A 26,944-nucleotide genomic window follows, 5' to 3' on the forward strand; every position below is an offset into this window, starting at 1 on the left:
GAAGAGTTACGTCATCTGCGCGGCTGGGCGTCCAGCACCTGCTGGAGCGCCTCGAACTCCTCGACGCACTTTCCGGAACCGAGCGCCACGCTGTCCAGCGGGTCCTCGGCGATATGGATCGGCATGCCGGTTTCCCGGCGCAGCCGCTCGTCCAGGCCCCGCAGCAGCGCTCCGCCGCCGGTCAGAACGATTCCTCGGTCCATGATGTCGCCGGACAGCTCCGGCGGGCACTTGTCGAGGGTCGTCTTGACGGCGTCCACGATCGCGTTGACCGGCTCCTCGATCGCCTTGCGGACTTCGGCCGCGGAGATGACCACGGTCTTCGGCAGCCCGGAGACCAGGTCCCGGCCGCGGATTTCGGTGTGCTCGTCGGAGTCGAGGTCGTACGCCGAACCGATCGTGATCTTGATCTGTTCGGCCGTCCGCTCACCCAGCAGGAGGGAGTACTCCTTCTTGATGTGCTGGATGATCGCGTTGTCCAGTTCGTCGCCCGCGACACGGATGGACTGGGCGGTGACGATGCCGCCGAGGGAGATGACCGCGACCTCCGTGGTGCCGCCGCCGATGTCGACCACCATGTTGCCCGTGGCCTCGTGGACCGGCAGGCCGGAGCCGATGGCCGCGGCCATGGGCTCCTCGATGATGTGCACCTGGCGGGCGCCGGCCTGGGACGACGCCTCGATGACGGCACGGCGCTCGACGCCCGTGATGCCCGAGGGCACGCAGACGACGACCCGCGGACGAGCGAGATAGCGCCGCTTGTGGATCTTCAGGATGAAGTAGCGGAGCATCCGCTCGGTGATCTCGAAGTCGGCGATCACGCCATCCTTGAGCGGACGAACGGCAACGATGTTGCCGGGCGTGCGCCCGATCATCTTCTTCGCTTCGGCACCGACCGCGAGGATGCCACCGGTGTTGGTGTTGATCGCGACGACGGACGGCTCGTTGAGTACGATCCCGCGACCCCTGACGTACACCAGCGTGTTGGCGGTCCCGAGGTCGACAGCCATGTCACGGCCGATGAACGACATTGAGTTCCCCATCAGGATTCGTCTGGCCTTCCCACTAGCTTTTGAGGGCTTTTCAGGTAGGCAAAGGTGGGTGCTGTGACGTGAAGGCTTCCATCGTAGACGCGCCTTCGCGAACACTGCGGGAGGGTCTCCGCCAATGTCAGCAGATGCTGTGCGGGTTCGCTTGTGGAGACGGGCGTTCGGGGGCGATCGTTCCCTCGATCGGCACGTATATGCCAGAAAAGTCCGGGAGCCGTGGCCCCCAGACTTCCCTCGCCGTTTCGTCTTAGGCGCGACCCGGGAAGAAGATCTTCACTTCCCGCTCGGCGGACTCCTCCGAATCGGAGGCGTGGATCAGGTTCTCCCGGACGATGACGCCGTAGTCGCCGCGGATCGAGCCCGGGGCCGCGGCGATCGGGTCGGTCGGGCCGGCGAGCGCGCGCAGCCCCTCGATGACCCGCTCCCCCTCGACGATCATCGCCACGACCGGGCCGGAGGCCATGAACTCCACCAGCGGCTCGTAGAAGGGCTTGCCCTTGTGCTCGCCGTAGTGCTGCTCCAGCGTGTCCTGGTCCAGGGTGCGCAGCTCCAGCGCGGTGATCGTCCAGCCCGCCTTGCGCTCGATGCGGCTGATGATCTCGCCGGTCAGGCCACGACGGACGGCGTCGGGCTTGAGGAGGACGAGGGTGCGCTGGCTCACGACGGGCTCCTTATGCATCATGGTTGTGCGGTGGGACGAGATTACCCGGCGTGTCGGGGCGTCTGTTACGCAGCGTCAGGTGTGGAGGAGCCGGAGCGGTCCGCGAATCTCGCCTTCGCCTCGTCCACCTTCCGCCCGTAGTGCACGGACGCCCACCACAGGGCCGCGAAGACCACGCCCAGGAAGAACATCATCGGCACGGCGAAGCCCGACGCGATGAGCGCGATCTGCAACGCCCAGCCGAGCGCGACGCCGCCCGGGCGCGTCACCAGGCCGCACAGCACCAGGCACAGGAACATCGCGACACCGCTGACCGTCCACACGGTCGTCGTGGACAGGTCGGGATCCTTCATGGCGACCAGACCGGCGAAGCCGATGATGAAGAACTCGCCGATCAGGGTCGAAGAACACAGCGTACGCACGGATCTCAGCCCTTCCCCAGGAGCAGTCGGGCCTCGCCGACGGTGATGACGGAACCGGTGACGAGCACACCGCCGCCCGCGAACTCGCCCTCCTCCTCGGCCAGCGTGATCGCGGCCTCCAGCGCGTCGGGCAGCCGCGGCTCGACCTGGACGCGCTCCTCGCCGAACACCTCCACGGCGATACCGGCCAGCTCGTCGGCGTCCATCGCGCGGTGACTGGAGTTCTGCGTGACCACGATCTCGGCGAACACCGGCTCGAAGGCCTCCAGAAGCCCCCGTACGTTCTTGTCGCCGCTCGCGCCGACGACCCCGATGAGCCGGCTGAACTGGAAGGCCTCACCGATCGCCTCGGCCGCCGCCCGGGCACCCGCCGGGTTGTGGGCGGCGTCGAGCACGACCGTCGGGGAACGCCGCACGACCTCCAGGCGGCCCGGCGAAGCGACGGCCGCGAACGCCTTGCGGACCGTGTCGAAGTCGAGCGGCTCGGCCCGCTGCGCGCCGACGCCGAAGAACGCCTCCACGGCGGCGAGCGCGACGGCCGCGTTGTGCGCCTGGTGCGCGCCGTGCAGCGGCAGGTACACCTCCGGGTACTCGCCGCCCAGGCCGCGCAGCGTCAGCAGCTGACCGCCGACGGCCACCTGCCGCTCCACGACACCGAACTCCAGGCCCTCCCGGGCCACCGTCGCGTCCACCTCGACGGCCTTCTTCAGCAGCACCTGAGCGGCGTCGACCGGCTGCTGCGCCATGATGACCGTCGCGCCCTGCTTGATGATGCCGGCCTTCTCCGTGGCGATCTCCGCGTGCGTGGTGCCGAGCCGGTCGGTGTGGTCGAGGTCTATGGGCGTGACGACGGCGACATCGGCGTCGATCACGTTCGTGGCGTCCCAGGAGCCGCCCATGCCGACCTCGACGACGGCGACGTCGGCGGGCGCGTCGGCGAACGCCGCGTACGCCATGGCCGTGAGCACCTCGAAGAACGACAGCCGGTACTCCTGCGACGCGTCGACCATCTCCACGTACGGCTTGATGTCCTGGTACGTCTCGATGAACCGCTCGGCGGAGATGGGGGCGCCGTCGAGGCTGATGCGCTCGGTGATCGACTGCACGTGGGGCGAGGTGTAGCGGCCGGTCCGCAGCTCGAAGGCGCCGAGCAGGGCCTCGATCATGCGGGCCGTGGAGGTCTTGCCGTTGGTCCCCGTGATGTGGATCGACGGGTACGACCGCTGCGGCTCCCCCAGCACGTCCATCAGCGCGGCGATCCGGCTGACGGAGGGCTCCAGCTTGGTCTCGCCCCAGCGCGTGGCGAGCTCCGTCTCGACCTCGCGCAGGGCCTTGTCGACCTCCGGGTCGGCGGGCCGGGTCGGGATGTCGGCGTCGGGCGGACCGCCCTGGGTGCGCAGGGTTCGGCTGCCGGCCTCGATGACCGCGAGGTCGGGGTCGCGGGTGGTCTCCTCCGCGATGATCTCGTCGAAGGTGTTGAGGGGGTCGGGCTGGTCGTCGGCGCTGTGGTCTGGGGGGAGCTCGCTCACGGGGCCCAGTCTACGGAGACGGACTGACATTGTTCGCCGTGGGCGGGTGCGGGTCCATGGGGGCTGGTCGCGCCCACGCGGCGGAGCCGCACATCGATACAGCCCCGCGCCCCTGACTACGTCACGGCCCCGGCGCCGACAAGCACCGGGGCCGTGACGACCGTAGGAACCCTTACGCCTGCGGCAGACGCTCCAGCTGCGCCTGGATCCGGGTGATGTCCTCCTCCGCCTTGGCGAGGCGGGTGCGGATCTTGTCCACGACGTGGTCGGGGGCCTTCGCCAGGAACGCCTCGTTGCCGAGCTTGGCGCCCGCCTGGGACTTCTCCTTCTCCGCCGCCGCGAGGTCCTTCGCGAGACGCTTGCGCTCCGCCGCCACGTCGATCGTGCCGGAGAGGTCGAGGGCGACCTCCGCGCCGGCGACCGGCAGGGTCGCCGTGGCCGTGAAGGCGTCGCCCTCCGGCTGGAGCCGGAGCAGCTGGCGGATGGCGGCCTCGTGCGTCGCGAACGGCGTGCCGTCCAGGGTCAGCCGGGCCGGGACCCGCTGGCCGGGCTGGAGGCCCTGGTCGGCGCGGAAGCGGCGGACCTCGGTGATGACCGACTGGAGGCTCTCGATCTCGCGCTCGGCGGCGGCGTCCCGGAAGCCACTGTCCTTCGGCCAGTCGGCGATGACGACCGACTCGCCGCCGGTGAGGGTGGTCCACAGGGTCTCGGTGACGAAGGGGACCACCGGGTGCAGCAGCTTCAGCGTGACGTCGAGGACCTCACCGAGGACGCGCTTGCTGACCTCGGCCGCCTCGCCGCCCGCCTGGAACGTCGTCTTGGACAGCTCGACGTACCAGTCGAAGACCTCGTCCCACGCGAAGTGGAACAGGGCGTCGGACAGCTTCGCGAACTGGTAGTCGTCGTAGTACGCGTCGACTTCCGCGACGACCGTGTTCAGGCGGGAGAGGATCCAGCGGTCCGTCGCGGACATCCTCGACGGGTCCGGCAGCGGGCCGTCCACCGTCGCGCCGTTCATCATCGCGAAGCGCGTCGCGTTCCAGATCTTGTTGGCGAAGTTGCGCGAGCCCTGGACCCAGTCCTCGCCGATCGGGACGTCGACGCCCGGGTTGGCGCCACGGGCGAGGGTGAAGCGCAGGGCGTCGCTGCCGTACTTGTCCATCCAGTCCAGCGGGTTGACCGCGTTGCCGAAGGACTTCGACATCTTCTTGCCGAACTGGTCGCGGACCATGCCGTGCAGGGCGATGGTGTGGAACGGCGGGGTGCCGTCCATCGCGTACAGGCCGAACATCATCATCCGGGCGACCCAGAAGAAGAGGATGTCGTAGCCGGTGACCAGGACCGAGTTCGGGTAGAACTTCGCGAGCGACTCGGTCTGTTCGGGCCAGCCCAGCGTGGAGAACGGCCACAGGCCGGAGGAGAACCAGGTGTCCAGGACGTCGGTGTCCTGACGCCAGCCCTCGCCGCTCGGCGGCTCCTCGTCGGGGCCGACGCAGACGACCTCGCCGTTCGGGCCGTACCAGACCGGGATGCGGTGGCCCCACCACAACTGCCGCGAGATGCACCAGTCGTGCAGGTTGTCGACCCAGTCGAAGTAGCGCTTCTCCATCTCCTGCGGATGGATCTTGACGCGCCCGTCGCGGACGGCGTCACCGGCCGCCTTCGCCAGCGGGCCGACCTTGACCCACCACTGCATGGACAGGCGCGGCTCGATCGTCGTCTTGCAGCGCGAGCAGTGGCCGACCGAGTGGACGTACGGCCGCTTCTCGGCGACGATCCGGCCCTCGGCGCGCAGCGCGGCGACGATCGCGGAGCGGGCCTCCAGGCGGTCCTGGCCCTGGAAGGGGCCGTGGGCGGTGATGACCGCGTGCTCGTCCATGATCGTCAGGGCCGGGAGGCCGTGGCGCTGGCCGATCTCGAAGTCGTTCGGGTCGTGCGCCGGGGTGACCTTGACGGCACCCGTGCCGAACTCGGGGTCGACGTGCTCGTCCGCGACGACCGGGATGGAGCGGTCGGTCAGCGGCAGCTTGACCAGCTTGCCGACCAGGTGCTTGTACCGCTCGTCCTCGGGGTGAACGGCGACGGCCGTGTCACCGAGCATGGTCTCGGCGCGGGTGGTGGCGACGACGATGGTGTCGTCCCCGTCGCCGTACTTCATGGAGACGAGTTCGCCGTCGTCGTCCTGGTACTCCACCTCGATGTCCGAGATGGCGGTCAGGCACCGGGGGCACCAGTTGATGATGCGCTCGGCGCGGTAGATCAGCTCGTCGTCGTAGAGCCGCTTGAAGATGGTCTGGACGGCCTGGGACAGGCCCTCGTCCATGGTGAACCGCTCACGCGACCAGGCGACGCCGTCACCGAGGCGCCGCATCTGCCCGCTGATCTGCCCGCCGGACTCGGCCTTCCACTGCCAGACCCGCTCGACGAAGGCCTCACGGCCGAGGTCGTGCCGGGACTTGTTCTCCTTCGCGAGCTCGCGCTCGACGACGTTCTGCGTGGCGATACCGGCGTGGTCCATGCCGGGCTGCCACAGCGTCTCGAAGCCCTGCATCCGCTTACGGCGGGTCAGGGCGTCGATGAGCGTGTGCTCGAAGGCGTGCCCGAGGTGCAGGCTGCCCGTGACGTTCGGCGGCGGGATGACGATCGTGTACGGCGGCTTGTCGCTCTTCTCGTCCGCCTCGAAGTAACCCCGCTCTACCCAGCGCTCGTACAGCGGCCCCTCTACGTCGGCCGGCGCGTACTGGGTCGGCAGGTCGGTGCTGGGCGCTGGTGGCTGCTGCTGAGCGTTCTCGGTCACGGGGGTCAGTTTAGGGGTGTCACCACTCCGTCCCGAAACGCGTTTGCTGTGTAACGGTGGGGGCCCCGATGCCATGCACACGACGGGTCTGCGCCAGGATGTCCGGAACACATAAGCATCTGGAGGGGAACCCAGAACATGAGCTACAACCAGCCGGGCCCGTACGGCGGGCAGCCCCAGCAGCCCGGACCGTACGGCCAGCCCGGTCCGTACGGCCAGCAGCCGCAGGCGCCCCAGCCCGGCTACGGCTACCCCCAGCAGGCCCCTCCGCCCCAGCCCGGTTACGGCTACCCGCAGCAGCCCCCGCAGGGCGTCCCGCCGCAGCAGGGTTACGGCCAGCAGCCCCCGTACGGCCAGCAGCCGCCCTACGGCCAGGCCCCGTACGGCGTCCCCCAGCCGCCCGCGCCGGAGGGCGGCAAGAAGAAGACCGGCCTCATCATCGGCGCGGTGGCGGTCGTGGCGGCCATCGGCGTGGGCGCGTACTTCGTGATCGGCGGGGGCGGTGGAGGCCTGGAGGACGACGGGCCGCACAAGCTCACGACGCCGGCGACCGTGCTCACCGACTACAAGCGCACCACGAAGGACGGGTCGACCGTCGGCGCCGACTCGACGTCGGAGCTGGAGAAGAGCGGCGTCAAGAACGCCAAGTCCGCGGCGGGCCTCTACAGCACGATCGACGCGAGCGACTACGACCCCGACGACCCGGCGTCCGCGGCGAAGCTGGCGACGGCCAAGACCCTTTCGGTGGCCGGTGCCTACGGTGAGATCTCCGACCCGGAGGCGACTCTGGACCTGTTCTTCGCCAACTTCAAGAAGTCGGCCGAGAAGGAGTCCGCCACCGGGTCCGGCAAGCCCGAGCTGGTCGGCGAGCCCGAGGCGGCGGACCTCGACGGCGCGGTCATGAAGTGCCAGTCGGTCAAGGGGCAGAACCGGGCGACCAATAAGGAGCAGACCAACTGGTTCTGCGCATGGGCCGACTACAGCACGATCGCCATCGTGTCGCCGGGTGACGCGGCGCAGGACGTCACCAAGGACGTCGCGATCGACCTCACCACCAAGGTCCGCAAGGAAGTCCGCGTCAAGGCCTGACGCCGGAAACGACGAAGGCGCCCGGCAGAAGTGCTGGGCGCCTTTCGCGTGCAGTGGGTGACTAGGCCGTCTTCTGCTCCCCCGGCCCCCGCCCCCGCGCATCCCGCGGAATCAGCGTCGGGTTCACGTTCGACTGGACGACGTCCGCCGTGATGACGACCCGGGCCACGTCCTTGCGGGACGGCACCTCGTACATCACGCCCTGGAGGACTTCCTCCATGATCGCGCGCAGGCCTCGCGCGCCGGTCTGGCGGAGGATGGCCTGGTCCGCGATGGCTTCGAGAGCCTCGCGCTCGAAGTCCAGCTCCACGCCGTCGAGTTCGAAGAGGCGCTGGTACTGCTTGACGAGCGCGTTGCGCGGCTCGACGAGGATCTGGAGCAGGGCCTCGCGGTCGAGGTTGTGGACCGAGGTGATCACCGGCAGGCGGCCGATGAACTCGGGGATCATGCCGAACTTGACCAGGTCCTCCGGCATGACCTCCTGGAACTGGTCCTTGGACTCCATCTCGCGCTTGGAGCGGATCTGCGCGCCGAAGCCGATGCCCTTGGCTCCGGCCCGGGACTCGATGATCTTCTCCAGGCCGGCGAAGGCACCACCCACGATGAACAGCACGTTCGTCGTGTCGATCTGGATGAACTCCTGATGGGGGTGTTTACGGCCACCCTGCGGCGGGACGGAGGCCGTGGTGCCCTCCAAGATCTTGAGGAGGGCCTGCTGCACGCCCTCCCCGCTCACGTCGCGCGTGATCGAGGGGTTCTCACTCTTCCTCGCGACCTTGTCGATCTCGTCGATGTAGATGATCCCGGTCTCGGCCTTCTTGACGTCGTAGTCCGCGGCCTGAATCAGCTTGAGCAGGATGTTCTCGACGTCCTCGCCGACGTAACCGGCCTCCGTGAGGGCCGTGGCGTCGGCGATCGCGAAGGGCACGTTCAGCATCCGCGCCAGGGTCTGCGCGAGGAGGGTCTTGCCCGAGCCCGTGGGACCGAGGAGGAGGATGTTGGACTTCGCCAGCTCGATGGCGTCGTCGCGGCCGTTCCCCCCGCCGTTCTCGCCGGCCTGGACCCGCTTGTAGTGGTTGTAGACCGCGACGGAGAGGGCCTTCTTGGCGGCCTCCTGGCCGACCACGTACCCCTCGAGGAACTCGTAGATCTCGCGGGGCTTGGGGAGCTCCTCCCAGCGGACCTCGCTGGTCTCCGCCAGCTCCTCTTCGATGATCTCGTTGCAGAGGTCGATGCACTCGTCGCAGATGTACACACCGGGCCCTGCGATGAGCTTCTTGACCTGCTTCTGGCTCTTGCCGCAGAACGAGCACTTGAGCAGATCGCCGCCGTCACCGATGCGTGCCACGGTGTGCTTCCCCTTCGCCTGGGAGACTCCTGGACGCCGACGTCCAAGCGGACTCCTGGTGCTGCCTTATGTCCGACGGTACCTTGCCGGGCCCCTCGTTCGGGCCCCCCTTGGCGCGGTTCACTTTGACGTGGACCGTCCCAAACCGTGCCAAGGGGCGGCAGACGATACAGCCTCTCGCCTCAGCGCAGGCTCGAGTTGTCCATCTTCCGGGTGGAGATGACCTGATCGATCAGGCCGTAGCTCAGCGCGTCCTCAGCCGTGAGGATCTTGTCGCGCTCGATGTCCTCGCGGATCTTCTCGATCGTCTGGGTCGAGTGCTTGGCCAGCATCTCCTCCAGCTGCGTACGCATCCGGAGGATCTCGTTGGCGGCGATCTCCAGGTCGGAGACCTGGCCGCGGCCCGTCTCGCTGTACGGCTGGTGGATCAGCACGCGCGCGTTCGGCAGGGCCATGCGCTTGCCCGGCGTACCGGCGGCGAGCAGGACGGCGGCGGCGGAGGCCGCCTGGCCCATGCAGACCGTCTGGATGTCCGGCTTCACGTACTGCATCGTGTCGTAGATCGCGGTGAGCGCCGTGAAGGAGCCGCCGGGGCTGTTGATGTACACCGAGATGTCACGGTCGGGGTCCATCGACTCCAGGCACAGCAGCTGCGCCATGACGTCGTTGGCGGAGGCGTCGTCGATCTGGACGCCGAGGAAGATCACGCGCTCCTCGAAGAGCTTCGCGTACGGGTCGTACTCGCGGATGCCCTGGGAGGTGCGCTCGACGAAGCGCGGGATGATGTAGCGGGACTCGGCCTGCGGGCCGGTGTACTCGCCCTGAGCGGCGCGCATGTCCTGCACGGCGTGCATACGGTCGTAGATCCCGCTGCCGGGGAACTGGTTCACGGTGTCTCCTGAAAAGGGCTGAGGCGGTCGGCTGGGGCTGTCTGGGGTCTCGGGGGCCCGGGAGGGCTCCGTGGGCCTCACGGGGCGCCACAGGCCCCGTGGGGACCTCTCAGGCCCCGGTGCCGCCGCCGCCCGGCATACCGGCGGCCGTGGGGATCACGTCGTCGATGAGGCCGTACTCCTTGGCCTCGAACGCGTCGAACCAGCGGTCGCGGTCCGAGTCGCGGGTGATCTGCTCGACCGTCTGGCCGGTGTGCTGGGCGGTGAGCTCGGCCATGCGCTTCTTGGTGTGCAGCAGCCGCTCGGCGTGGATCTTGATGTCGGAGGCGGAGCCCGCCAGGCCGGCGGAGGGCTGGTGGATGAGGATCTCGGCGTTCGGCAGCGCGAAGCGCTTGCCGGGGGTGCCCGCGCTGAGCAGGAACTGTCCCATCGAGGCCGCGAGGCCCATGGCGATCGTCACCACGTCGTTCTTGATGAACTGCATGGTGTCGTAGATCGCCATGCCGGCCGTGATCGAACCGCCGGGGCTGTTGATGTACAGGTAGATGTCCTTGTCCGGGTCGGCGGCAAGGAGCAGCAGCTGTGCGGTGATCTTGTTCGCGATGTCGTCGTCGACCGGCTGGCCGAGGAAGATGATCCGCTCGTTGAGCAGCCGGTTGTAGACCTGGTCGCCGAGGCCACCACCGATGGAAGGCTCGCCGGCGGCTGAAGGCATCAGATTCGTCACGTATCCACCTGCTCGTCTTACGACGGCGCCGGGCCGTCTCACGTGTTCCCTGCGGGGCGGGAGCCGTATCGGAGACTCCACTGCCCTGGTATTCATGGACCCTAACGCGCGGGTCCCTTCGGGGAATCCCGGAGATGGGAGTGTTCGCCGGGGGCGTAGCGACTCGGGGGGCCGGTAACGCGACGGGCCCCGAGAGCACTGAGTGTCTCGGGGCCCGTCCTCACGGCGTTACGAAGTGCCCGGGGGCTCAGCCCTCGGTCTTCTCCTCGGCGGTCTCGGCCGGGGTCTCCTCGGCGGAGGCCTCGGTGGTGCCCTCGTCCTCTTCGTCGTCGAGGTCGACGATCTCGCCGTTGGTGTCCTTGACCGTGGCCTTCTCGACCACGACGGCCAGGGCCTTGCCGCGGGCGACCTCGCCGACCAGGAGCGGAACCTGGCCGCCCTCGACGACGGCCTGGGCGAACTGGTCGGGGGACATGCCGGAGGAGGCCGCACGCCGCATGAGGTGCTCGGTGAGCTCCTCCTGGTTGACGTTGAGCTTCTCCTGCTTGACGAGCTCGTCGAGGACGAACTGGGTCTTGATGCCCTTGACCGCGGCCTCGCGGGTCTCGGTCTCGAACTCCTCCTCGCTCTTGCCCTGGATCTCCAGGTACTTCGCGAGGTCCAGACCCATCTGGCCGAGCTGGTGGTGCTCGAGGTTGTGCTTGCGCGTGTTGACCTCGTCCTCGAGCAGCTTCTCGGGGACGGGGACCTCGACCAGCTCGAGCAGCTTCTCCAGGACGCGCTCCTGGGCCTGCGTGGCCTGGTCGTACTGCTTCATGTTCTCCAGGCGCTTGCGGCTGTCGGCGCGCAGCTCCTCGATGGTGTCGAACTCGGAGGCGAGCTGCGCGAACTCGTCGTCCAGCTCGGGCAGTTCACGCTTGGCGACCTGGGTGACCTTGACGGTGACCTCGGCCTCCTTGCCGGCGGCGGAGCCGCCCTTGAGCTCGGAGGTGAAGGTGGCCTCGCCACCGGCCTCCAGGCCCTTCACGGCGTCGTCGATGCCGTCCAGCAGCTCGCCGGAGCCGATGGTGTAGGAGACGCCGTCCGCGACGCCGTCCTCGAGGACCTCGCCCTCGACCTTGGCCTCCAGGTCGATCGTCACGACGTCGCCGTCCTCGGCGGCACGCTCGACCGGGGCGGTGGTGGCGAAGCGCTCACGGAGCTCCTCGACCGCCTTGTCGACGTCCTCCTCGGTGACCTCGACGGCGTCGACCTCGACCTCGATGCCGGAGTAGTCCGGGATCTCGATCGCGGGGCGGATGTCGACCTCGGCGGTGAAGTTCAGCGTCTCGCCGTCCTTCAGCTCCGTGATGTCGACCTCGGGCTGGCCCAGGGGGCTCAGCTCGGCCTCGTTGACGGCGTCGGTGTAGAACTTCGGCAGCGCGTCGTTGACGGCCTCCTCCAGCACCGCACCGCGGCCGAACCGCTGGTCGATGACCCGGGCCGGGACCTTGCCCTTGCGGAAGCCCTTCACCGTGACCTGCTGGTTGATCTTCTTGTACGCCGCGTCGAGGCTGTCCTTGAGCTCCTCGAAGGGCACCTCGACAGTGAGCCGAACCCGAGTCGGGTTCAGGGTCTCCACGGCGCTCTTCACGGTTCGGTCTCCTTGTGGCTGACTTCTTGGGTTCTGCCGGTGCCAGAGCGGCCCGGCGGATTTCGCCGCCCGGAGGACTTCAGACGATGAGACACACGGGCGTGCAGCTTGCATAGTAACGGCAGGGACTACACCGCCCAAAAGGCGATCACGCGAGTGATCAGGAGACGATCACGCCAGGGTGATCGGGTGGCTGGTCGGGGTGGCGGGATTTGAACCCACGGCCTTCCGCTCCCAAAGCGGACGCGCTACCAAGCTGCGCCACACCCCGTCTGGTGCGACACGTAGGGTACATGCCGCCAGGCGGTGCGGCCGCCGCATTTCCACGGGGCCGGTGCCGCGTCGGCCACGGCGGGAATGCGGTGTGCGACGGACGGGCCCGACCCGCTACGATGCCTTCAGTGCCGCGGTCGCCCGACCTGCGGCGCGCGCTGTGCGGGCGTAGCTCAATGGTAGAGCCCTAGTCTTCCAAACTAGCTACGCGGGTTCGATTCCCGTCGCCCGCTCTGTAGGCCGAAGGCCCGGACGAGAGGTTCTCCTCTGTCCGGGCCTTCGGTGTTTGTGAGGTCGGTGTGCGGGCTCACAGGTTCCGTACGTCGACCGTGTAGACCGAGCGCTCGCCGTACGGGACGTACAGGGCGTCGCCGACCAGGGTGAGGGGGGCGCCGGAGGTGTTGTCGGTCCGGCCGCTGTCGTCGCGGCCGGGGCGGGTGCCTTCGACCTTGCCGGTGACGGCGTCCAGGGCGGCCAGTCGGCCGCTGGGGGACGCGACGTACACGTGGGTGGCGGAGGCGGCCGGGGGGCCCGGCCGCTCCACGGTGGAGTTGCTGTCCCACAGGGTCCGGCCCGTGCGCGGCGAGACCGCGCTGACGCCGCCGCTGGTGCGGGTGAAGTAGACGGTTCCGCGGACCAGGTACGCGCCGGACGCGTCGGACTGCTTGTCCGGGACCCGTACGGCGGTGAGCGCGCGGGAGGAGACGTCGACCAGGGTGAGGCCGCTGCCCGGCGAGATCGCGTCCGCGAGCACCAGGCGGCCGCCGGCCTGGCCGAGCACGTCCAGGGCGCCCTGCGCCTCGACCGTCCAGCTCGGTTCGCCGGTGGCCGCGCTGAGCCGGGAGACGCTGGTCCGGGCGGTGCCCTTGTGCCACCTGCCACTCGTGCAGATCAGGTAGGCGCGCTCGGCCGCGGCGCGCAGTCGGCAGTCGTCAGCGGCCTGGGGCTTCGGGCTTCGGGCGCTTCCAGCGGACCTTGCCGGTGTCGGCGTCGAGCAGGGCGTACTGCTCGCCCTGGTCGCCGTACAGCGTGATGACGCCTTCGGGGACGGCTGTGGCGCCGCCCTGCTCGCCGTCGGGCACGCTCGCCGTCTGGCCGTCGGCCGTCGGGGTCCGCCAGAGCACCTTGCCGGTGTCGGCGGCCAGGGCGGCGACCGTGTAGGTGAACAGCGGGCCGGCGCCGCCCGCCGGCCGGCGCTCGTCCGCCTGGTAGGCGTAGACGCGGCCGTGGCCCGTGCCGATGATCGCGCCCTCGGACGCGGACAGGCCGTCCGGAGCCGTGGGGTCGACGAACCGGGACCAGGTGTTGCGGCCCCCCGCGAGGTCGAAGCGGGTCGCCATGGTCTGGGCGCCGGCGCACACCAGGGACGTGCCCACGGAGGTGCAGCGCTGGAAGGAGGAGCCACGGCCCGGGACCCGCTCGGCCTGGGGCGGGGCCTTGGCCTGGGCTGTCCAGGGCTTCCAGCCGTCGGGGAGGTCGGCCGGCTTCGCGGTGGACGAGGGGGTGGGGTCGCCGCCGCGCGTGAGCACGACGGTGGTGGCGACGACCGCGGCGAGTGCGGCGGCCAGGGCGGCCGAGACGAGCAGCAGGCGGCGTTTGCGGCGGCCGCCGGGGCGCGGGGGCTCGGGTGAAGGGGGCGGGGTGGTGGTTGGCGGTGGCGTCGGCGTCCCGGCCGGGGCGTGTGGCTGTTCGCGTCGCTCCGTCCGGGCTCTGCCGGGTCGGTGGGGCTGCCCTTCGTCCTGCTCGGCGCGCGCCGCGTCCGGCCATACCGTCCCGGCGGGCTCGGTCGGCCGTGCGCCCGGTCCGGGGCGCAGGGGCCGGGGTGAGTCGGTGGCGGGCTGGGGGTGGCCGGCGGGGGCGCCGCCCTCGCGGAGCAGGGTGAGCAGGTCGTCCGCGGTGGGGCGGGACTTGTGGTGCTTCTGCAGGCAGAGGCGGATGAGGGAAAGCAGTTCGTCCGGTACGCCGGAGAGCTCCGGCTCGCCCTCGACGACCCGCAGAGCCGTCTCGCAGGGGCTCGGGCTGTCGAAGGGGCCGCGGCGGGTGGCGGCGTGGGTCAGGACCGAGCCGAGGGAGAAGATGTCGGCGGCCGGGCCGACGTCCTGGGGGGAGGCGAACTGTTCCGGGGACATGAAGGGCGGTGTGCCCTCCCCCACTCTCGGCTTCGCTCGAGCGGGCGGTGCCCCCATCCCGGCCGGTCTGGGTGAGGACGTCGGCGGCGGCGAACTCGGCGGCGCGGGAGATGCCGAAGTCGATGACGCGGGGGCCGTCGTCGGCGAGCATCACGTTGGCCGGCTTCAGATCGCGGTGGACGACTCCGGCGCGGTGCATGTCGCGCAGCGCCTCGGCCAGGCCGGCGGCGACTTCGCGCAGGCGGGGCAGTGGGAGCGGGCCGTGCTCGCGGACGTGGGTGCCGAGGTCCGCGCCCGGTATGTAGAGCGTGGCCATCCAGGGGCGCGGCGCGTCGGCGTCGGCGTCCACGACGGGAGCCGTGAAGGCGCCGCTGACCTGGCGGGCTGCGGCCACCTCGCGGCGATGGGGGTCCCCCCTGCTCGAGCGGAGCCGAGAGCTTGGGGGAGGGCGCGGAACTCGTCGTCGTCGGCGTACTGGCCGTGCACGACCTTGATCGCGAGGGGCCGGCCGGAGGCGGACCGGGCCAGGTAGACCACACCCATGCCGCCGGAGCCGAGGCGGTCCTCGATGCGGTAGCCGCCCACCTCGGCCGGGTCCAAGTCGCGCAGCGCCATCCCCGTACGCTCCCCCCGTCACGCACTGTCCCCTGGTCGGGGAGGAGCGTATCCGCACGTACCTCGGGCCGGCGGCTGCGGCCCGGTCAGAAGCTGATGGAGTTGATGGTCTCCGCTATCGAGTTGAGGAATCGCTGGATGGAGGGGGCCATGCCGGTCGAGGCGAGGAAGAAGCCGAAGAGGATCGCCACGATCGCCGGCCCTGCCTTGATGGATCCCCCTCTCAGCAACACCACAAGGATGATCGCCAACAGCAGCACCACAGACAGTGAAATGGCCACAACTGATCACACCCTCGGTCGGTTCGCTCTCCCGGCCCGGGGACGCAACCCCGCGCACCCCGCCAGGACCATCGTGCCACCAACCCGGCCGGGCTATGCGGCCCGTGACGGATCGACCACGCCACTCGTGTCGGGACCGGTGCGCGCCGCCCGGGGCCAGGGGCCGAACGGCAGGGACTCGTACGGGAATTCGATGCGCCACCCGCGCAGGCAATTCGACCGTATCGTTTCCGTGTCCACACAACGCGTTCGCAGCTAATTCGAATTGCCCCCGCAAGTCCTCAACAGCCCTATGGGCAGACGCCGGAGCGGCACGGAAGTGGACATTCCGCCGGAGTCGCCTGCTGGTCTTATGCGCCGCTTAGTCCGGAAGTATCACGACAAGCAGGACGGGTGTGATGAACACAGTCCGCCGTCCGACGATGTGTTGGCCATCACTCCAGCAAGGACGTCAACTACCCGAAATCCGGGGTACCCACAGCGAATAGCCAGGATTCACATCCGGCGTTTTACGAATAGCCGCAGGGAACGCTAGGGTGCCTCAGATGTTCCACGCTGCCTCGTCCCCCGCAAGCGCAGCGAGGTCCCGGATCGTCTCCCCGAGCTCCTGGTGGGAGGGTCTGTGACGAACTCGCTGCGACCGAACGGCGACCGCAGGGCGCCACTTCCCCCGGCACAGTCCTCTGCCGACGGAGTGCCGAGCCCGCGCTCGCCGCAGAACCCCCAGAAGAAGCAGAACGGAAAGCAGCGCGACGCGTTCTTCGACAACGCCAAGTACCTCGCGATCGTGCTGGTCGCCATGGGCCACGCCTGGGAACCGCTCAAGGGCGACAGCCGGGTACTCGAGGCCGCGTACCAGGTCGTCTACGCGTTCCACATGCCGGCGTTCATCATCATCTCCGGCTACTTCTCGCGCAGTTTCGACATGCGGCCCGACCGGCTCAAGCGCCTGATCACCGGCGTGGCCGTGCCGTACATCGTCTTCGAGACGGCCTACCCGCTCTTCAAGCGGTGGATCGACGACGACCCGGGGCAGGACATCAGCCTCCTCGACCCCTGGTACCTGACCTGGTTCCTGGTCGCGCTGTTCGTCTGGCGGCTGACCACCCCCATCTGGAAGATGGCGCGCTGGCCGCTGCCGCTCGCGCTCGGCCTCGCGATGCTGGCGACCGTCAGCCCGGAGATCGGTGACGACCTCGACCTCCAGCGGGTCCTGCAGTTCCTGCCGTTCTTCGTGCTGGGCCTGGTGATGAAGCCCGAGCACTTCCACATGGTGCGCCGCCGTTCCGTGCGGATCGCCTCGGTGCCCGTGTTCGCCGCCGCGCTGGCCGTCAGCTGGTGGGCCGTGCCGCGCATGAACACCGCGTGGTTCTACCACCGGGACGCCGCGCAGGAGCTGGGCGCGCCGTGGTGGACCGGCCCGGTCATGGTGCTCGCGATGTTCGGCTGCTCCCTGGTGCTGACCGCCTGCTTCTTCGCCTGGGTGCCGCGCCGCCACATGTGGTTCACCGCCCTCGGCGCCGGCACGCTCTACGGCTACCTGCTGCACGGCTTCCTGGTGAAGGCCGGTGACTACCAGGGCTGGTTCGAGCCGGCGTGGATGCACCGGCCGCTCGGCGAGATCGCCGTGACCGTCGCTGCGGCCGCCGTCGTGACGGTGCTGTGCACCAAGCCGGTGCGGCGGGTCTTCCGGTTCGCGATGGAGCCGAAGATGGAGTGGGCCTTCAAGCGGGACGCGGCCGAGGTCGCCCGTGAGCGCCAGAGCGCCGAGCGGCGCGAGCGCGAGCGCGAGAAGGTCAACGCCTGACGCCCCTGCCCGAGTTCATCCGACGAGACCGAGAAGTGCGCGCATCCGCGAGTACTTCTCGGTCAGTCGTTTACGGGTGGCCTCGTCGAGGACCGCGAGGCGTGCCGGGTCCGCGTTGTGTGCCAAGTCCGACTCCTTCACCAGCAGCGCGCCGGGCGTGGCGAGGATGCGCGCGGCGTACGCCTCGGGCGGCTCTCCGGCCCGCTTGGTGACCGCGAGGACGATGTCCTTGGTACGGCTGCTCAGCGCGGCCTCGCGCAGCCACCGGGGCGAGAGCGCGTCGTCCTCGACGGCGTCGTGCAGCCAGGCCGCCGCGATCTGCTCCTCGTCACCGCCCCGCGCCCGCACGCCCTCCGCGACGGCCTGGAGATGCTCCGCGTACGGCCGTCCGGCCTTGTCGGTCTGGCCGGCGTGCGCGGCGCGGGCGGTGGCCTCCACCTGGGCCAGGGTCAGCGGGGTGCGGGGTGTCTCGGTCACGGCACCAGTGTGCACCGGGAGCAGCGCACGTCAGCGGGCCGCGGCGGCCGTCGGGCCCTCCCGGCAGATCAGCAGCAGCGCCCGGTCGTCGTTGACGTCCTTGGCCACCGCCTCGATGAGGTGCCAGGCGGCGCCGTGGAAGCCGCCCGCCACATACCGGTCGGCCTCGCCGGTGAGACGGTCGATGCCCTCGACGATGTCGCGGTCGGAGGTCTCCACCAGGCCGTCCGTGAACAGCATCAGCACGTCGCCCGGGCGGAGCGTGCCCTTCACCGGGTCGAACTGGGCGCCGTCGTACACGCCGAGGAGCGGGCCCTCGGCCGCCTTCTCCTCCCAGCGGCCGCTGCCCGCGCTGAGCTGGAGGCCCGGCGGGTGGCCGGCGGAGTAGAGCTCGTAGTCGCCGGAGTCGAGGTCGAGGACCAGATGGATGGAGGTCGCGAAGCCCTCGTCCCAGTCCTGGCGGAGCAGATAGCCGTTCGCGGCCGGCAGGAAGGCGTGCGGCGGGAGGGAGCCCAGGAGGCCGCCGAACGCGCCGGACAGGAGCAGCGCGCGGGAGCCCGCGTCCATGCCCTTGCCGGAGACGTCCGTGAGGACGACCTCGAGCGTACGGCCGCCGTTGGTGCGCGCCGCCACCACGAAGTCGCCCGAGAAGGACTGGCCGCCCGCCGGGCGCAGCGCCATCTCCCGGTGCCAGCCGTCCGGCAGGCCGGGCAGCTTGCTCTGCACCCGGATGCGTTCGCGCAGGTCGAACAGCATGGTGCCGCCGCGCCGCCAGGGCACGCCGACCCGGCTGCGGAACTGGGCCAGCAGCAGCCCGAAGAAACCGCAGGCCGCGACCACGAGCACCACACCGGGGGTGACCCTGGACGGGCCTTCCGTGTAGGGGCCGAGCCGCACCGACTCCACGATCAGCGCCGTGGCCGCCGCCGCGTACAGGCCGAGCAGGCTCGCCGGGCGCAGCACCAGGCCGCCCACGACGACCGGCAGGACCAGCGCGGCCGGCGAGAACCACACCGAGTTCGCCAGCGTCGCCGCCGCGATCACCGGAACCATCAGGAGCAGACCGGCCAGGGCGATCCAGTCCGAGCCGTCGCCGCGGAAGTAGTCCACGGCGGCTCGGCGCACGCCGACGCGGGCCCGGTGCCACTGCTTCTTCAACCGGGCCGTGAACGTCTCGGCTTCCGCGCGCCGCTCTCGTCCTGCTGCCATTAGTTCGGGACCCTATCCATCGGACCGGCCACTTGGCACGGGAGGTCCTACTTGTCCCCCGTCCGAGGGCCGACTTCACAGCGAACTTCACGGTGCGCCGCCTGTCTCCGGCCGGGGGAAATTCCCTCGCTCGTCCCGCAGTGCCCTGGTAGGCATGGGCCATGGCGACTGACACGGCCGGCTCCGCGGCGACCCCCCGGGTGCTTCGGCGGGACGACTGGGACAAGTGGTACGACACCCTCATCCGCGCCTTCGGCGGAGTGCCCGAGTCCGCGGAGGAGCGGGAGTTGTGGGACTCGCTGACCGAGTACGACCGTTCGCTCGGTGTCTGGGACGGGGACGCCTGTGTGGGGACGGCGGGGGCGTTCTCCTTCCGGCTCACCGTGCCCGGCGGGGCCTCGGTGCCGGCCGCGGGCGTCACGATGGTGAGCGTGGCCGCGACGCACCGCCGGCGCGGTGTCCTGACGTCGATGATGCGGCGGCAGTTGGACGACGTCCGCGCGTGGGGCGAGCCGCTGGCCGTGCTCACGGCCTCCGAGCCGGCGATCTACGGCCGGTTCGGATACGGCGCGGCCACCTTCCAGTTGAACACCGAGATCGACAAGAGCCGGGTGCGGCTGGCCTCGCTGCCGGCGGGTACGGACGACGTACGCCTGCGCTACGCCGTTCCCGCCGATGTCCTCGACGTGTGCGAGGCGGTGTACGCGCGGCTGGTGCCGTCGCGGCCGGGGATGCTGGCGCGGCAGCCCGGCTGGGAGCGGGTCGGGGTGCTCGATCCGGAGAGCGAGCGGAACGGGGCGTCGCCGCTGCAGTGTGTCCTCGCCGAGCGGGACGGGGAGACGGTCGGGTACGCCCGGTACCGCGTCAAGCCGGGCTGGGAGCTCACCGGCGCCAACGGCACGGTGACACTGGAGAACTCGGCCGCGCTGGATCCCGCGGCGGACGCGGCGCTGCTGCGGTTCCTGTTCGGTATCGACCTGACGTCGACGCTGGTGCTGCGGGGGCGGCCGGTCGACGACGCGTGGCAGTACCTGGTGTCCGACATACGGCGGTGTCAGCCGCGGTTGCGGGATTCGCTGTACGTACGGCCGGTCGATGTCGGGGCCGCGTTGGAGGCGCGGACGTATCAGACGCCGGTGGACGTGGTGTTCGAGGTGGAGGACGCGTTCTGTCCCTGGAACGCCGGGCGTTGGCGGCTCAGCGGGGATGCGAAGGGGGCGTCCTGTGAGCGTACGGCGGACGCGGCGGATGTCGCCTTGTCCGTACGGGAGCTGGGGGCGGCGTATCTCGGTGGGGTGAGCCTCGGGGCGCTGGGGGCGGCGGGGCGTGTGCGGGAGGTGCGGCCGGGGGCCTTGGCGGAGGCGTCGCTGGCGTTCGGGAGCGGGATGGCGGCTCCGTGGTTGCCGCACGGGTTCTGAGAGCGGGGTTCAAGGACCTGGCTCTTCAGGGGCGTTGGCAGGTCGGGCACCAGAAGAGGTTGCGGGCGGCGAGATCGGCGGTGCGGATCTCGCCGCCGCAGATGTGGCAGGGCTGGTGGGCCCTGCGGTAGACGTACACCTCGCCGCCGTGGTCGTCCACCCGGGGTGGGCGGCCCATCGCCTCCGGGGTGTGTTCCGGGCGGACCGTGTCGATGCGGTTGGTGCGGACGCCCTCGTGCATGAGCTCGACCAGGTCGGTCCAGATCGCGTGCCACTCGGGCGGGGTGATGTCCTTGCCGGGGCGGTACGGGTCGATGCGGTGCCGGAAGAGGACCTCCGCACGGTAGACGTTTCCCACGCCGGCGACGACCTTCTGGTCCATGAGGAGGGCGGCGATGGTCGTACGGCTGCGGGAGATACGGCGGTACGCGGTGTCCGGGTCGGCGTCGTCGCGGAGGGGGTCGGGGCCGAGGCGGTCGTGTATCGCCTGCTTCTCCGGGGGTGTGATGAGGGCACAGGTGGTGGGGCCGCGGAGGTCGACGCAGGTGGTGTCGTTCGCGAGGCGGAGGCGGACGGTGCCGGTGGGTGGGGGTGCGGGGGTGGGGGCGAAGGTGACCTTGCCGAAGAGGCCGAGGTGGATGTGGATCCAGTCGGTGGTGCGGAAGCCGAGGAAGAGGTGTTTGCCGTGGGCTTCCGTGTGGGTGAGTTCCGTGCCGGTGAGGAGGGTGGCGGCGGCGGTGAACTTGCCCTGGGGGCTGGTTACGCGGGGGGTTGTGCGGAGGAAGGCGGCGGCGTAGTCGAGGGCCAGTCGGTGGATGGTGTGGCCTTCTGGCATGGGGTTCTCCTGTGATCGTCGCCTTTCCCTGCGCGGGGCGCCGCCCTGGGGTGTGGGTTTCCCACCCGCCCACCCGACTCGGCCGGTCAAGAGGCTGACCTCGCCTCGGGGCTCCGCCCCGGACCCCGAGGGGAGCTTTCCCGCCCACCCACCCGAAGCAGTTCCTCAAGGAGGCTGGAGTCGAAAAGCCCCGGGGCTCCGCCCCGGGCCCCGGCGGGGACTGCGTCCCCTGCACCCCTCGCGGGGCTCCGCCCCTGCACCCCCGCGGACTCCGCCCCTGCACCCCCTCGCGGGACTCCGCCCCTGCACCCCACGGGGGCTACGCCCCTCGCCTCCGCATCAGGCCGGAGCGCGCCGGGCGACCGCTTCGGGCCAGACACTCCGGACGCCTGCGTCGGGCCCGGATGCGCTGGACCGCCGCCTCTGGGTCAGATGCCCTGGCCCTTCGCATCGGCTCGGATGCGCTGAACGGCCGTGGTGGGTTCGGGTACTCATCCCCTCGTTGGGCTGAAGCACGCTGGGCTCGGCCCCGCGCAGGGCTCGGGCGCCGTACCCCCACGTCGGTTCAGACGCTGGAGCCCCTGCCCCGGCCCCTCCCACGGGTCATGCCGGGGCGGGGGCGCGGAGGGTCTACTGCTGGGGGTGGTGGGGTGGGATGGGAGGGAGGTCGCCTGTCGACTCGTACGCGTCGAGCATGTCGATTCGGCGGATGTGACGTTCGTCACCGGAGAACGGCGTGCTGAGAAACGTCTCGACGAACGCCGTCGCCTCGTCCTGCGAGTGCATGCGCGCGCCCACGGCGACGACGTTGGCGTTGTTGTGCTGGCGGCCGAGGGCCGCCGTCTCCTCGCTCCAGGCGAGGGCCGCGCGGACACCCTTGACCTTGTTCGCGGCGATCTGCTCACCGTTGCCGGAGCCGCCGATGACGATGCCGAGTGCGTCGGGGTCCGCGGCCGTTCGTTCCGCGGCGCGGAGGCAGAAGGGCGGGTAGTCGTCCTGGGCGTCGTAGATGTGCGGGCCGCAGTCGACGGGGTCGTGACCCGCCGCCTTCAGCCACTCGACGAGGTGGTTCTTGAGTTCGTAGCCCGCATGGTCCGAGCCGAGGTACACGCGCATGGGACGAGTGTGACACGGGTGTTTCGGGGCAGGCGCGCGGGGTGTCGCTCACGAAAACCTGACGTGAGTGTGAGCCGGATTACGGAAGCTCAGGAAAACCTCAAGTAACAATCTGGATTCAAAGGTTCTCCTATCAGTTCGCCTCCGATTCACTGGACCGGCTTGTACACCGCTCGTACGAGCAAACAGCTCCCCGGCGCAAAGGAAATCCGTTCCATGACCTCGCAGCCGACTCTGAAGACGACAGGAAACGAACCCGGAGGGCCCGGAGACCCCGGTGACGGCTCCGGGCTCCAGGCCGGGCTCAAGAGCCGGCATCTCTCCATGATCGCCATCGGTGGCGTCATCGGGGCGGGCCTGTTCGTCGGGTCCAGCTCCGGTATCGCCACCGCCGGGCCCGGCATCCTCCTGTCGTACGCCCTCGTCGGCACGCTCGTCGTGCTGGTGATGCGGATGCTCGGTGAGATGTCGGCCGCCAACCCGACGTCGGGTTCCTTCTCCGCGCACGCCGACCGCGCGCTCGGGTCCTGGGCCGGTTTCTCCATCGGCTGGCTGTACTGGTTCTTCTGGGTGGTCGTGCTGGCGGTCGAGGCGACCGCCGGTGCGGTGATCCTGGAGGGGTGGATACCGGCCGTGCCGCAGTGGGCCTGGGCCCTGATCGTGATGCTGGTGCTCACCGCCACCAACCTCGTCTCCGTCGGGTCGTACGGAGAGTTCGAGTTCTGGTTCGCCGGGATCAAGGTCGTCGCGATCGCCGCGTTCATCGTCATCGGCGGGCTGGCCGTGTTCGGGCTCCTGCCGGGTGTGGACAGTGAGCAGGCCGGGCTGGGCAACCTCACCGAGCACGGGGGCTTCCTGCCCCACGGTGCCGGGGCGATCCTCACCGGTGTGCTGCTCGTCGTCTTCTCCTTCATGGGCAGCGAGATCGCCACCCTGGCCGCCGGTGAGTCCGAGAACCCGCAGCAGGCCGTCACCAAGGCCACCAACAGCATCATCTGGCGTGTCGCCGTGTTCTACCTCGGCTCGATCTTCGTCGTGGTGTCCCTGCTGCCGTGGGACAGCAAGTCCATCACCGACGACGGCTCCTACGTCGCCGCGCTCGACTCCCTCGGCATTCCGCACGCCGGTCAGATCATGAACTTCATCGTGCTGACCTCGGTGCTGTCCTGTCTCAACTCCGGCCTCTACACCGCCTCCCGCATGGCCTTCTCGCTCGGCCAGCGCGGTGACGCGCCGAAGGCCTTCGCCCGGACCACCGCCAACGGCGTGCCGCGGACGGCCATCCTCGCGTCCGTCGCGTTCGGATTCGTCGCCGTGTTCTTCAACTACAAGTACCCGGACTCCGTCTTCCTCTTCCTCGTGAACTCCAGTGGCGCCGTCGCCCTGTTCGTGTGGCTGGTGATCTGCTTCTCCCAGCTGCGGATGCGGAAGATCATCCAGGCCGAGGCGCCCGAGAAGCTCGTCGTGAGGATGTGGCTGTACCCGTACCTGACCTGGGCGACGGCCGCGCTGATCGTGTTCATCCTCGGTTACATGCTCACCGACACCGAGCACGACGGACGCGAGACCATGTTGCTGTCGCTGCTCGTCGCGGCGCTCGTCCTCGTCGTCGCCTTCGTGAAGGAGAAGGTCCTCGGGGGGCGGCGGGCCGCCGCTGACGAGGTCTCGGTCGGCTGACCCGTTCTTCCTCGGTGCCCCCCGTTCGTGGTGAACGGGGGGCTTTTCCGTTGCCGTCTACAGCACCGTGAAGCTGTCCCTGACCTTCTCGTACGTGCGGAGGGCTTCCGGTTCGATGCCGGAGTCGTACCAGGTGTTGATCTGGTACGACTTGCCGCCCCTGTTGAAGCCGAGCAGGCGGGCGTGCCAGTGGACGCCCTTCAGCGTGAAGGTGTACTCCCAGACCACCGCCGGACGGCCGCGGAACGTCGTCTCCTCCAGGCGGACCTTGCGGTAGTCCTCGCCCTGGTGGGCGTTGCGCTCCGAGGTCTGCCAGGTCTCCAGCAGGTCGCCGCGGGCCGGGGACGACTTGCCGACGAGTTCCTGCGTGCCGTCCAGGCGAACCCTCCGGCCTCCCGGTGCGCGCCCGGCGGCAGTCCGGCCCGTGATCTCCTGCCGTTGGGCGCGGCCGGTGCGTCGTTGCTCGCGGCGGGCGCGGCCGGGATGTGGGGGGGCGCAGCGGCGGCGGCCAGGGGCTCAGGAGGGCTGATTCAGCCCCTGCCGACCGTGCTTACGCCAAGAGGCCCGCCGGGGGCGTGGCGCCCCCGGCGGGCCTCTTGTCAACGCCTACGGGTTCAGCGCTTGTTCGCGAACTTCCATGCCGTCGGCAGCGCCCCCATCGCCAGCGCCGCCTTCAGCGCGTCGCCGATCAGGAACGGCGTGAGGCCGGCCGCGATCGCGGCGGTCGCGGACATGCCGGTGGCGAGGGCCAGGTAGGGCACGCCGACGGCGTAGATGATCGCCTCGCCCACCAGCATCGTGCCCGCCATGCGCAGTACCGAGCGGTCGGCGCCGCGGCGGGCCAGGGCGCCCACCACCGTGGAGGCGAGGATCATGCCGAGGATGTAGCCGAAGGAGGGGGCGACGCCGGAGGTGCCGCTCGCGAACCACGGCACACCGGCGAGGCCCGCCACGGCGTACAGCGCCAGCGCGAGGAAGCCGCGGCCGGCGCCGAGGGCGGTGCCGACGAGCAGTGCGGCGAAGGTCTGGCCGGTCACGGGCACCGGGGAGCCGGGCACGGGCACGGAGATCTGGGCGGCGAGGCCGGTGAGCGCGGCTCCGCCGAGCACGAGGGCCGCGTCCCGGACTCGGGAGACGGGCAGCAGGTCGGCGAGGACCTGCCCGGTGCGGGCGGGTGTGGCGGCAGCGGTGCTCATGGGGGACTCCGCGGGAGTGAGGGCCGGTCGGGACACCGTGACGCTATCCCAGCGTCCATACCGCGATCACCGTCCGCGGTCGACAAAGGCACGAACACACGGTTGGTTGGCTCCGGACAAAGAGTGCGGCCCACACCGGGTACGAGGTGACGCCGGTCACGGTGATGAGGTGGTGCGCGACACCGAGACCGGTCGAAGGGCGTCTGTAGGTTTCCCCCAACGGCGCCGGGTCCGCCGTCTCGCCCGTCGGTCACCGTCTGGGCAGCCCCGGGCCGCTTTGCTAGCGTCGCGGACATGGTTGCCCAGGCCCGGTACTTCTCGTCGCGTCGCTACGTCGACCTGCGACGCCAGGGCACGGCCACCTGTCGCCGCCCGGTGTGAGGCGGGGCGGAGGGATCCGGCTCGCCGCACGAGACGGCGCAGTGTCGGACCGGCCTCCAGGAAGATTCCCATGCCCCGTACCGCGGCTCCCCTTCTGACGTCTCCCATCCCCCGTGTCGCCGACAGCGACCGGCGCCGTACCAGCGCCAGTGTCGTCCTGCGGTCCGTGCTGGAGCACGGGCCGGTCGCGCGCAGCACCATCGCCCGGCTGACCGGCCTGTCGCCGGCGTCGGTGACCGACTACTGTGCCCGGTTCGCCGAGTTGGGGCTCATCCGCGAGTCCGCCGCGCTCCGGCGCTCCAGGGGCGTGGGACGGCCGCATCTGCCGGTCGACCTGGACGACTCCCGGTTCGTGGTCGGCTCCGTGCACGTGGCGGTGCCGCACACCACCGTCGCGCTGCTGGATCTGCGCGGGCGGGTGGTGGCCCGGCGGGAGATGAAGCACGAACGCACCGAGCCCGCGGTGGCGTTGGCGCGGGCCGCCGACGGGCTGGCGGCACTGCTCGCCGGGGCTCCCGGCCGCAGGTCCCTGGGCGTCGGTTTCGCCGCGGGCGGCTGGGTGGACCGGGACTCGGGCACCGTCGTCGAGCATCCGCTGCTGGGCTGGCGCGAGGTGCCGGTGCGGGAGGTGCTCGGCGCGCACACCGGGCTGCCGGTCCATGTGGACGGGCACGCGCGGGCGCTGGTCAACGCGGAGCGCCTGTTCGGCGGGGCACGGGGCAGCCGTAGCGTGCTGCATCTGTTCGCGGGCAATGTGGTCGACGCGGCGTTCGCCACCCACGACGAGGTGCACCACGGGCCGCGCTCCCAGGCCGGGGCCATCGCCCATCTGCCGGTGCCTGGCGGCACGGAGAACTGCGACTGCGGCCGTGTGGGCTGCCTCCAGGCCGAGTTGAGCGAGCGGACGCTGTGCCGGCGGGCCCGCGAGGCGGGGATCGTCGACGGGGTGAACCCGATGCACGTGGTCGGCGCCGCCGCGGCCGGTGACCCGGTGGCCGTACGGCTGCTGCTGGAGCGGTCGCGCAGGGTCGGGCGTGCGGTGCGGCTGCTGCTCGATGTGCTCAACCCCGAGCGGGTGGTCGTGACGGAGATCGGCATCATGCACCGGGAGGACTGCCTGACCGCGTTGCGGCAAGAGGTCGAAGCCGGCCGCGCCGCGACCGTGTCACCGATCAGTTTCCCGGAATCCGTCCTGGCCGTGGCGGGTGGTGCGGTGGCGCTCGACGTCCTCTACCGGGATCCGCTGGGCGCGTCACCTGAGGTCATTTAATTCAGAAACTCGGAATGTTGACAGGAGTCGCGCATGGCCGGGAACATCCTGTTCATGAGCCCGCTCACGAGCTGTCGCACTCTCTGTTGCTGACCCGTTGACGCGCCCCCGGCGC

21 protein-coding genes, 2 tRNA genes and 1 pseudogene are annotated in these 26,944 nt (G+C 70.2%); 6 read left to right on the forward strand and 18 right to left on the reverse strand.

Going from position 1 to position 26,944, the window contains the following annotated elements; translation table 11 throughout:
- Positions 1–11: 11 nt before the first annotated feature.
- The 5 genes from QF034_RS13400 to QF034_RS13420 form a co-directional block, all read right to left on the reverse strand.
- Positions 12–1,031, reverse strand: a complete 1,020-nt coding sequence (locus QF034_RS13400; RefSeq protein ID WP_004001297.1) for a rod shape-determining protein — start codon at positions 1,029–1,031, stop codon at positions 12–14.
- Positions 1,032–1,296: 265 nt separating this feature from the next.
- The gene (gene ndk, locus QF034_RS13405) at positions 1,297–1,710 is read right to left on the reverse strand and encodes a nucleoside-diphosphate kinase (protein WP_020271915.1); all 414 of its coding nucleotides are present in this window, start codon (positions 1,708–1,710) and stop codon (positions 1,297–1,299) included.
- A 65-nt stretch (positions 1,711–1,775) separates the two neighbouring features.
- On the reverse strand, positions 1,776–2,132 hold the full coding sequence (locus tag QF034_RS13410; protein ID WP_307175166.1) for a DUF4233 domain-containing protein: 357 nt from the start codon (positions 2,130–2,132) through the stop codon (positions 1,776–1,778).
- Between the two features lie 5 nt (positions 2,133–2,137).
- A complete protein-coding gene (gene folC, locus QF034_RS13415) occupies positions 2,138–3,661 on the reverse strand; it encodes a bifunctional tetrahydrofolate synthase/dihydrofolate synthase (RefSeq protein WP_307175167.1) in 1,524 nt (507 codons plus the stop codon).
- A gap of 172 nt (positions 3,662–3,833) precedes the next feature.
- On the reverse strand, positions 3,834–6,458 hold the full coding sequence (locus QF034_RS13420; RefSeq protein WP_307175168.1) for a valine--tRNA ligase: 2,625 nt from the start codon (positions 6,456–6,458) through the stop codon (positions 3,834–3,836).
- 138 nt (positions 6,459–6,596) lie between these two features.
- Between QF034_RS13420 and QF034_RS13425 the strand changes: the two genes are divergently transcribed.
- Positions 6,597–7,547, forward strand: a complete 951-nt coding sequence (locus QF034_RS13425; protein ID WP_307175169.1) for a hypothetical protein — start codon at positions 6,597–6,599, stop codon at positions 7,545–7,547.
- Positions 7,548–7,608: 61 nt separating this feature from the next.
- On the opposite strand, the gene clpX is transcribed toward QF034_RS13425, so the two are convergent.
- The 5 genes from clpX to QF034_RS13450 form a co-directional block, all read right to left on the reverse strand.
- Positions 7,609–8,895: an ATP-dependent Clp protease ATP-binding subunit ClpX gene (gene clpX, locus QF034_RS13430; RefSeq protein WP_020271910.1), complete on the reverse strand. Its 1,287-nt coding sequence runs from the start codon at positions 8,893–8,895 to the stop codon at positions 7,609–7,611.
- Positions 8,896–9,077: 182 nt separating this feature from the next.
- The gene (locus QF034_RS13435) at positions 9,078–9,785 is read right to left on the reverse strand and encodes an ATP-dependent Clp protease proteolytic subunit (RefSeq protein ID WP_086560987.1); all 708 of its coding nucleotides are present in this window, start codon (positions 9,783–9,785) and stop codon (positions 9,078–9,080) included.
- Positions 9,786–9,894: 109 nt separating this feature from the next.
- The gene (locus QF034_RS13440) at positions 9,895–10,500 is read right to left on the reverse strand and encodes an ATP-dependent Clp protease proteolytic subunit (RefSeq protein WP_030240055.1); all 606 of its coding nucleotides are present in this window, start codon (positions 10,498–10,500) and stop codon (positions 9,895–9,897) included.
- A gap of 259 nt (positions 10,501–10,759) precedes the next feature.
- Positions 10,760–12,145, reverse strand: coding sequence for a trigger factor (gene tig, locus QF034_RS13445; RefSeq protein ID WP_307175170.1), 1,386 nt, complete (start codon positions 12,143–12,145; stop codon positions 10,760–10,762).
- Positions 12,146–12,339: 194 nt separating this feature from the next.
- Positions 12,340–12,416 (reverse strand) — tRNA-Pro (locus QF034_RS13450).
- 164 nt (positions 12,417–12,580) lie between these two features.
- On the opposite strand from QF034_RS13450, the gene QF034_RS13455 reads away from it, so the two are divergent.
- Positions 12,581–12,651: transfer RNA gene (locus QF034_RS13455), tRNA-Gly, on the forward strand.
- Positions 12,652–12,725: 74 nt separating this feature from the next.
- Here the strand turns inward: QF034_RS13455 and QF034_RS41735 are convergent.
- Positions 12,726–15,162: pseudogene (locus tag QF034_RS41735) on the reverse strand (serine/threonine-protein kinase).
- An 86-nt stretch (positions 15,163–15,248) separates the two neighbouring features.
- Positions 15,249–15,443 (reverse strand): hypothetical protein, encoded by a 195-nt coding sequence (locus tag QF034_RS13470; protein ID WP_031114136.1) that lies wholly within the window; start codon positions 15,441–15,443, stop codon positions 15,249–15,251.
- 694 nt (positions 15,444–16,137) lie between these two features.
- On the opposite strand from QF034_RS13470, the gene QF034_RS13475 reads away from it, so the two are divergent.
- On the forward strand, positions 16,138–17,250 hold the full coding sequence (locus tag QF034_RS13475) for an acyltransferase family protein (RefSeq protein WP_370880942.1): 1,113 nt from the start codon (positions 16,138–16,140) through the stop codon (positions 17,248–17,250).
- A 15-nt stretch (positions 17,251–17,265) separates the two neighbouring features.
- Here the strand turns inward: QF034_RS13475 and QF034_RS13480 are convergent, their stop codons facing one another.
- Together QF034_RS13480 and QF034_RS13485 are read right to left on the reverse strand one after the other, a co-directional pair.
- Complete coding sequence (locus QF034_RS13480) at positions 17,266–17,727, reverse strand: HD domain-containing protein (protein WP_307175172.1); 462 nt, start codon at positions 17,725–17,727, stop codon at positions 17,266–17,268.
- 30 nt (positions 17,728–17,757) lie between these two features.
- Positions 17,758–18,936 (reverse strand): PP2C family protein-serine/threonine phosphatase, encoded by a 1,179-nt coding sequence (locus tag QF034_RS13485; protein ID WP_307175173.1) that lies wholly within the window; start codon positions 18,934–18,936, stop codon positions 17,758–17,760.
- 161 nt (positions 18,937–19,097) lie between these two features.
- Here QF034_RS13485 and QF034_RS13490 point away from each other — a divergent pair, with 161 nt between their 5' ends.
- A complete protein-coding gene (locus QF034_RS13490) occupies positions 19,098–20,354 on the forward strand; it encodes a GNAT family N-acetyltransferase (RefSeq protein WP_307175174.1) in 1,257 nt (418 codons plus the stop codon).
- A 25-nt stretch (positions 20,355–20,379) separates the two neighbouring features.
- Here QF034_RS13490 and QF034_RS13495 read toward each other — a convergent pair whose 3' ends face one another.
- Both QF034_RS13495 and QF034_RS13500 read right to left on the reverse strand, forming a co-directional pair.
- Entirely contained in the window at positions 20,380–21,189 is an 810-nt protein-coding gene (locus QF034_RS13495) for an Fpg/Nei family DNA glycosylase (protein WP_307175175.1), read from the reverse strand.
- A 630-nt stretch (positions 21,190–21,819) separates the two neighbouring features.
- The gene (locus QF034_RS13500) at positions 21,820–22,305 is read right to left on the reverse strand and encodes a ribose-5-phosphate isomerase (protein WP_307175176.1); all 486 of its coding nucleotides are present in this window, start codon (positions 22,303–22,305) and stop codon (positions 21,820–21,822) included.
- Positions 22,306–22,521: 216 nt separating this feature from the next.
- On the opposite strand from QF034_RS13500, the gene QF034_RS13505 reads away from it, so the two are divergent.
- Positions 22,522–23,982 (forward strand): amino acid permease, encoded by a 1,461-nt coding sequence (locus QF034_RS13505; RefSeq protein WP_307175177.1) that lies wholly within the window; start codon positions 22,522–22,524, stop codon positions 23,980–23,982.
- 57 nt (positions 23,983–24,039) lie between these two features.
- On the opposite strand, the gene QF034_RS41775 is transcribed toward QF034_RS13505, so the two are convergent.
- A complete protein-coding gene (locus QF034_RS41775; protein WP_503167798.1) occupies positions 24,040–24,411 on the reverse strand; it encodes a serine/threonine kinase C-terminal domain-containing protein in 372 nt (123 codons plus the stop codon).
- A gap of 185 nt (positions 24,412–24,596) precedes the next feature.
- Positions 24,597–25,178: a biotin transporter BioY gene (locus QF034_RS13515; protein WP_307175179.1), complete on the reverse strand. Its 582-nt coding sequence runs from the start codon at positions 25,176–25,178 to the stop codon at positions 24,597–24,599.
- A gap of 451 nt (positions 25,179–25,629) precedes the next feature.
- On the opposite strand from QF034_RS13515, the gene QF034_RS13520 reads away from it, so the two are divergent.
- Entirely contained in the window at positions 25,630–26,829 is a 1,200-nt protein-coding gene (locus tag QF034_RS13520; protein ID WP_307175180.1) for an ROK family protein, read from the forward strand.
- Positions 26,830–26,944: the final 115 nt, after the last annotated feature.

Source organism: Streptomyces africanus (assembly GCF_030816955.1).
Lineage (GTDB): Bacteria > Actinomycetota > Actinomycetes > Streptomycetales > Streptomycetaceae > Streptomyces > Streptomyces africanus.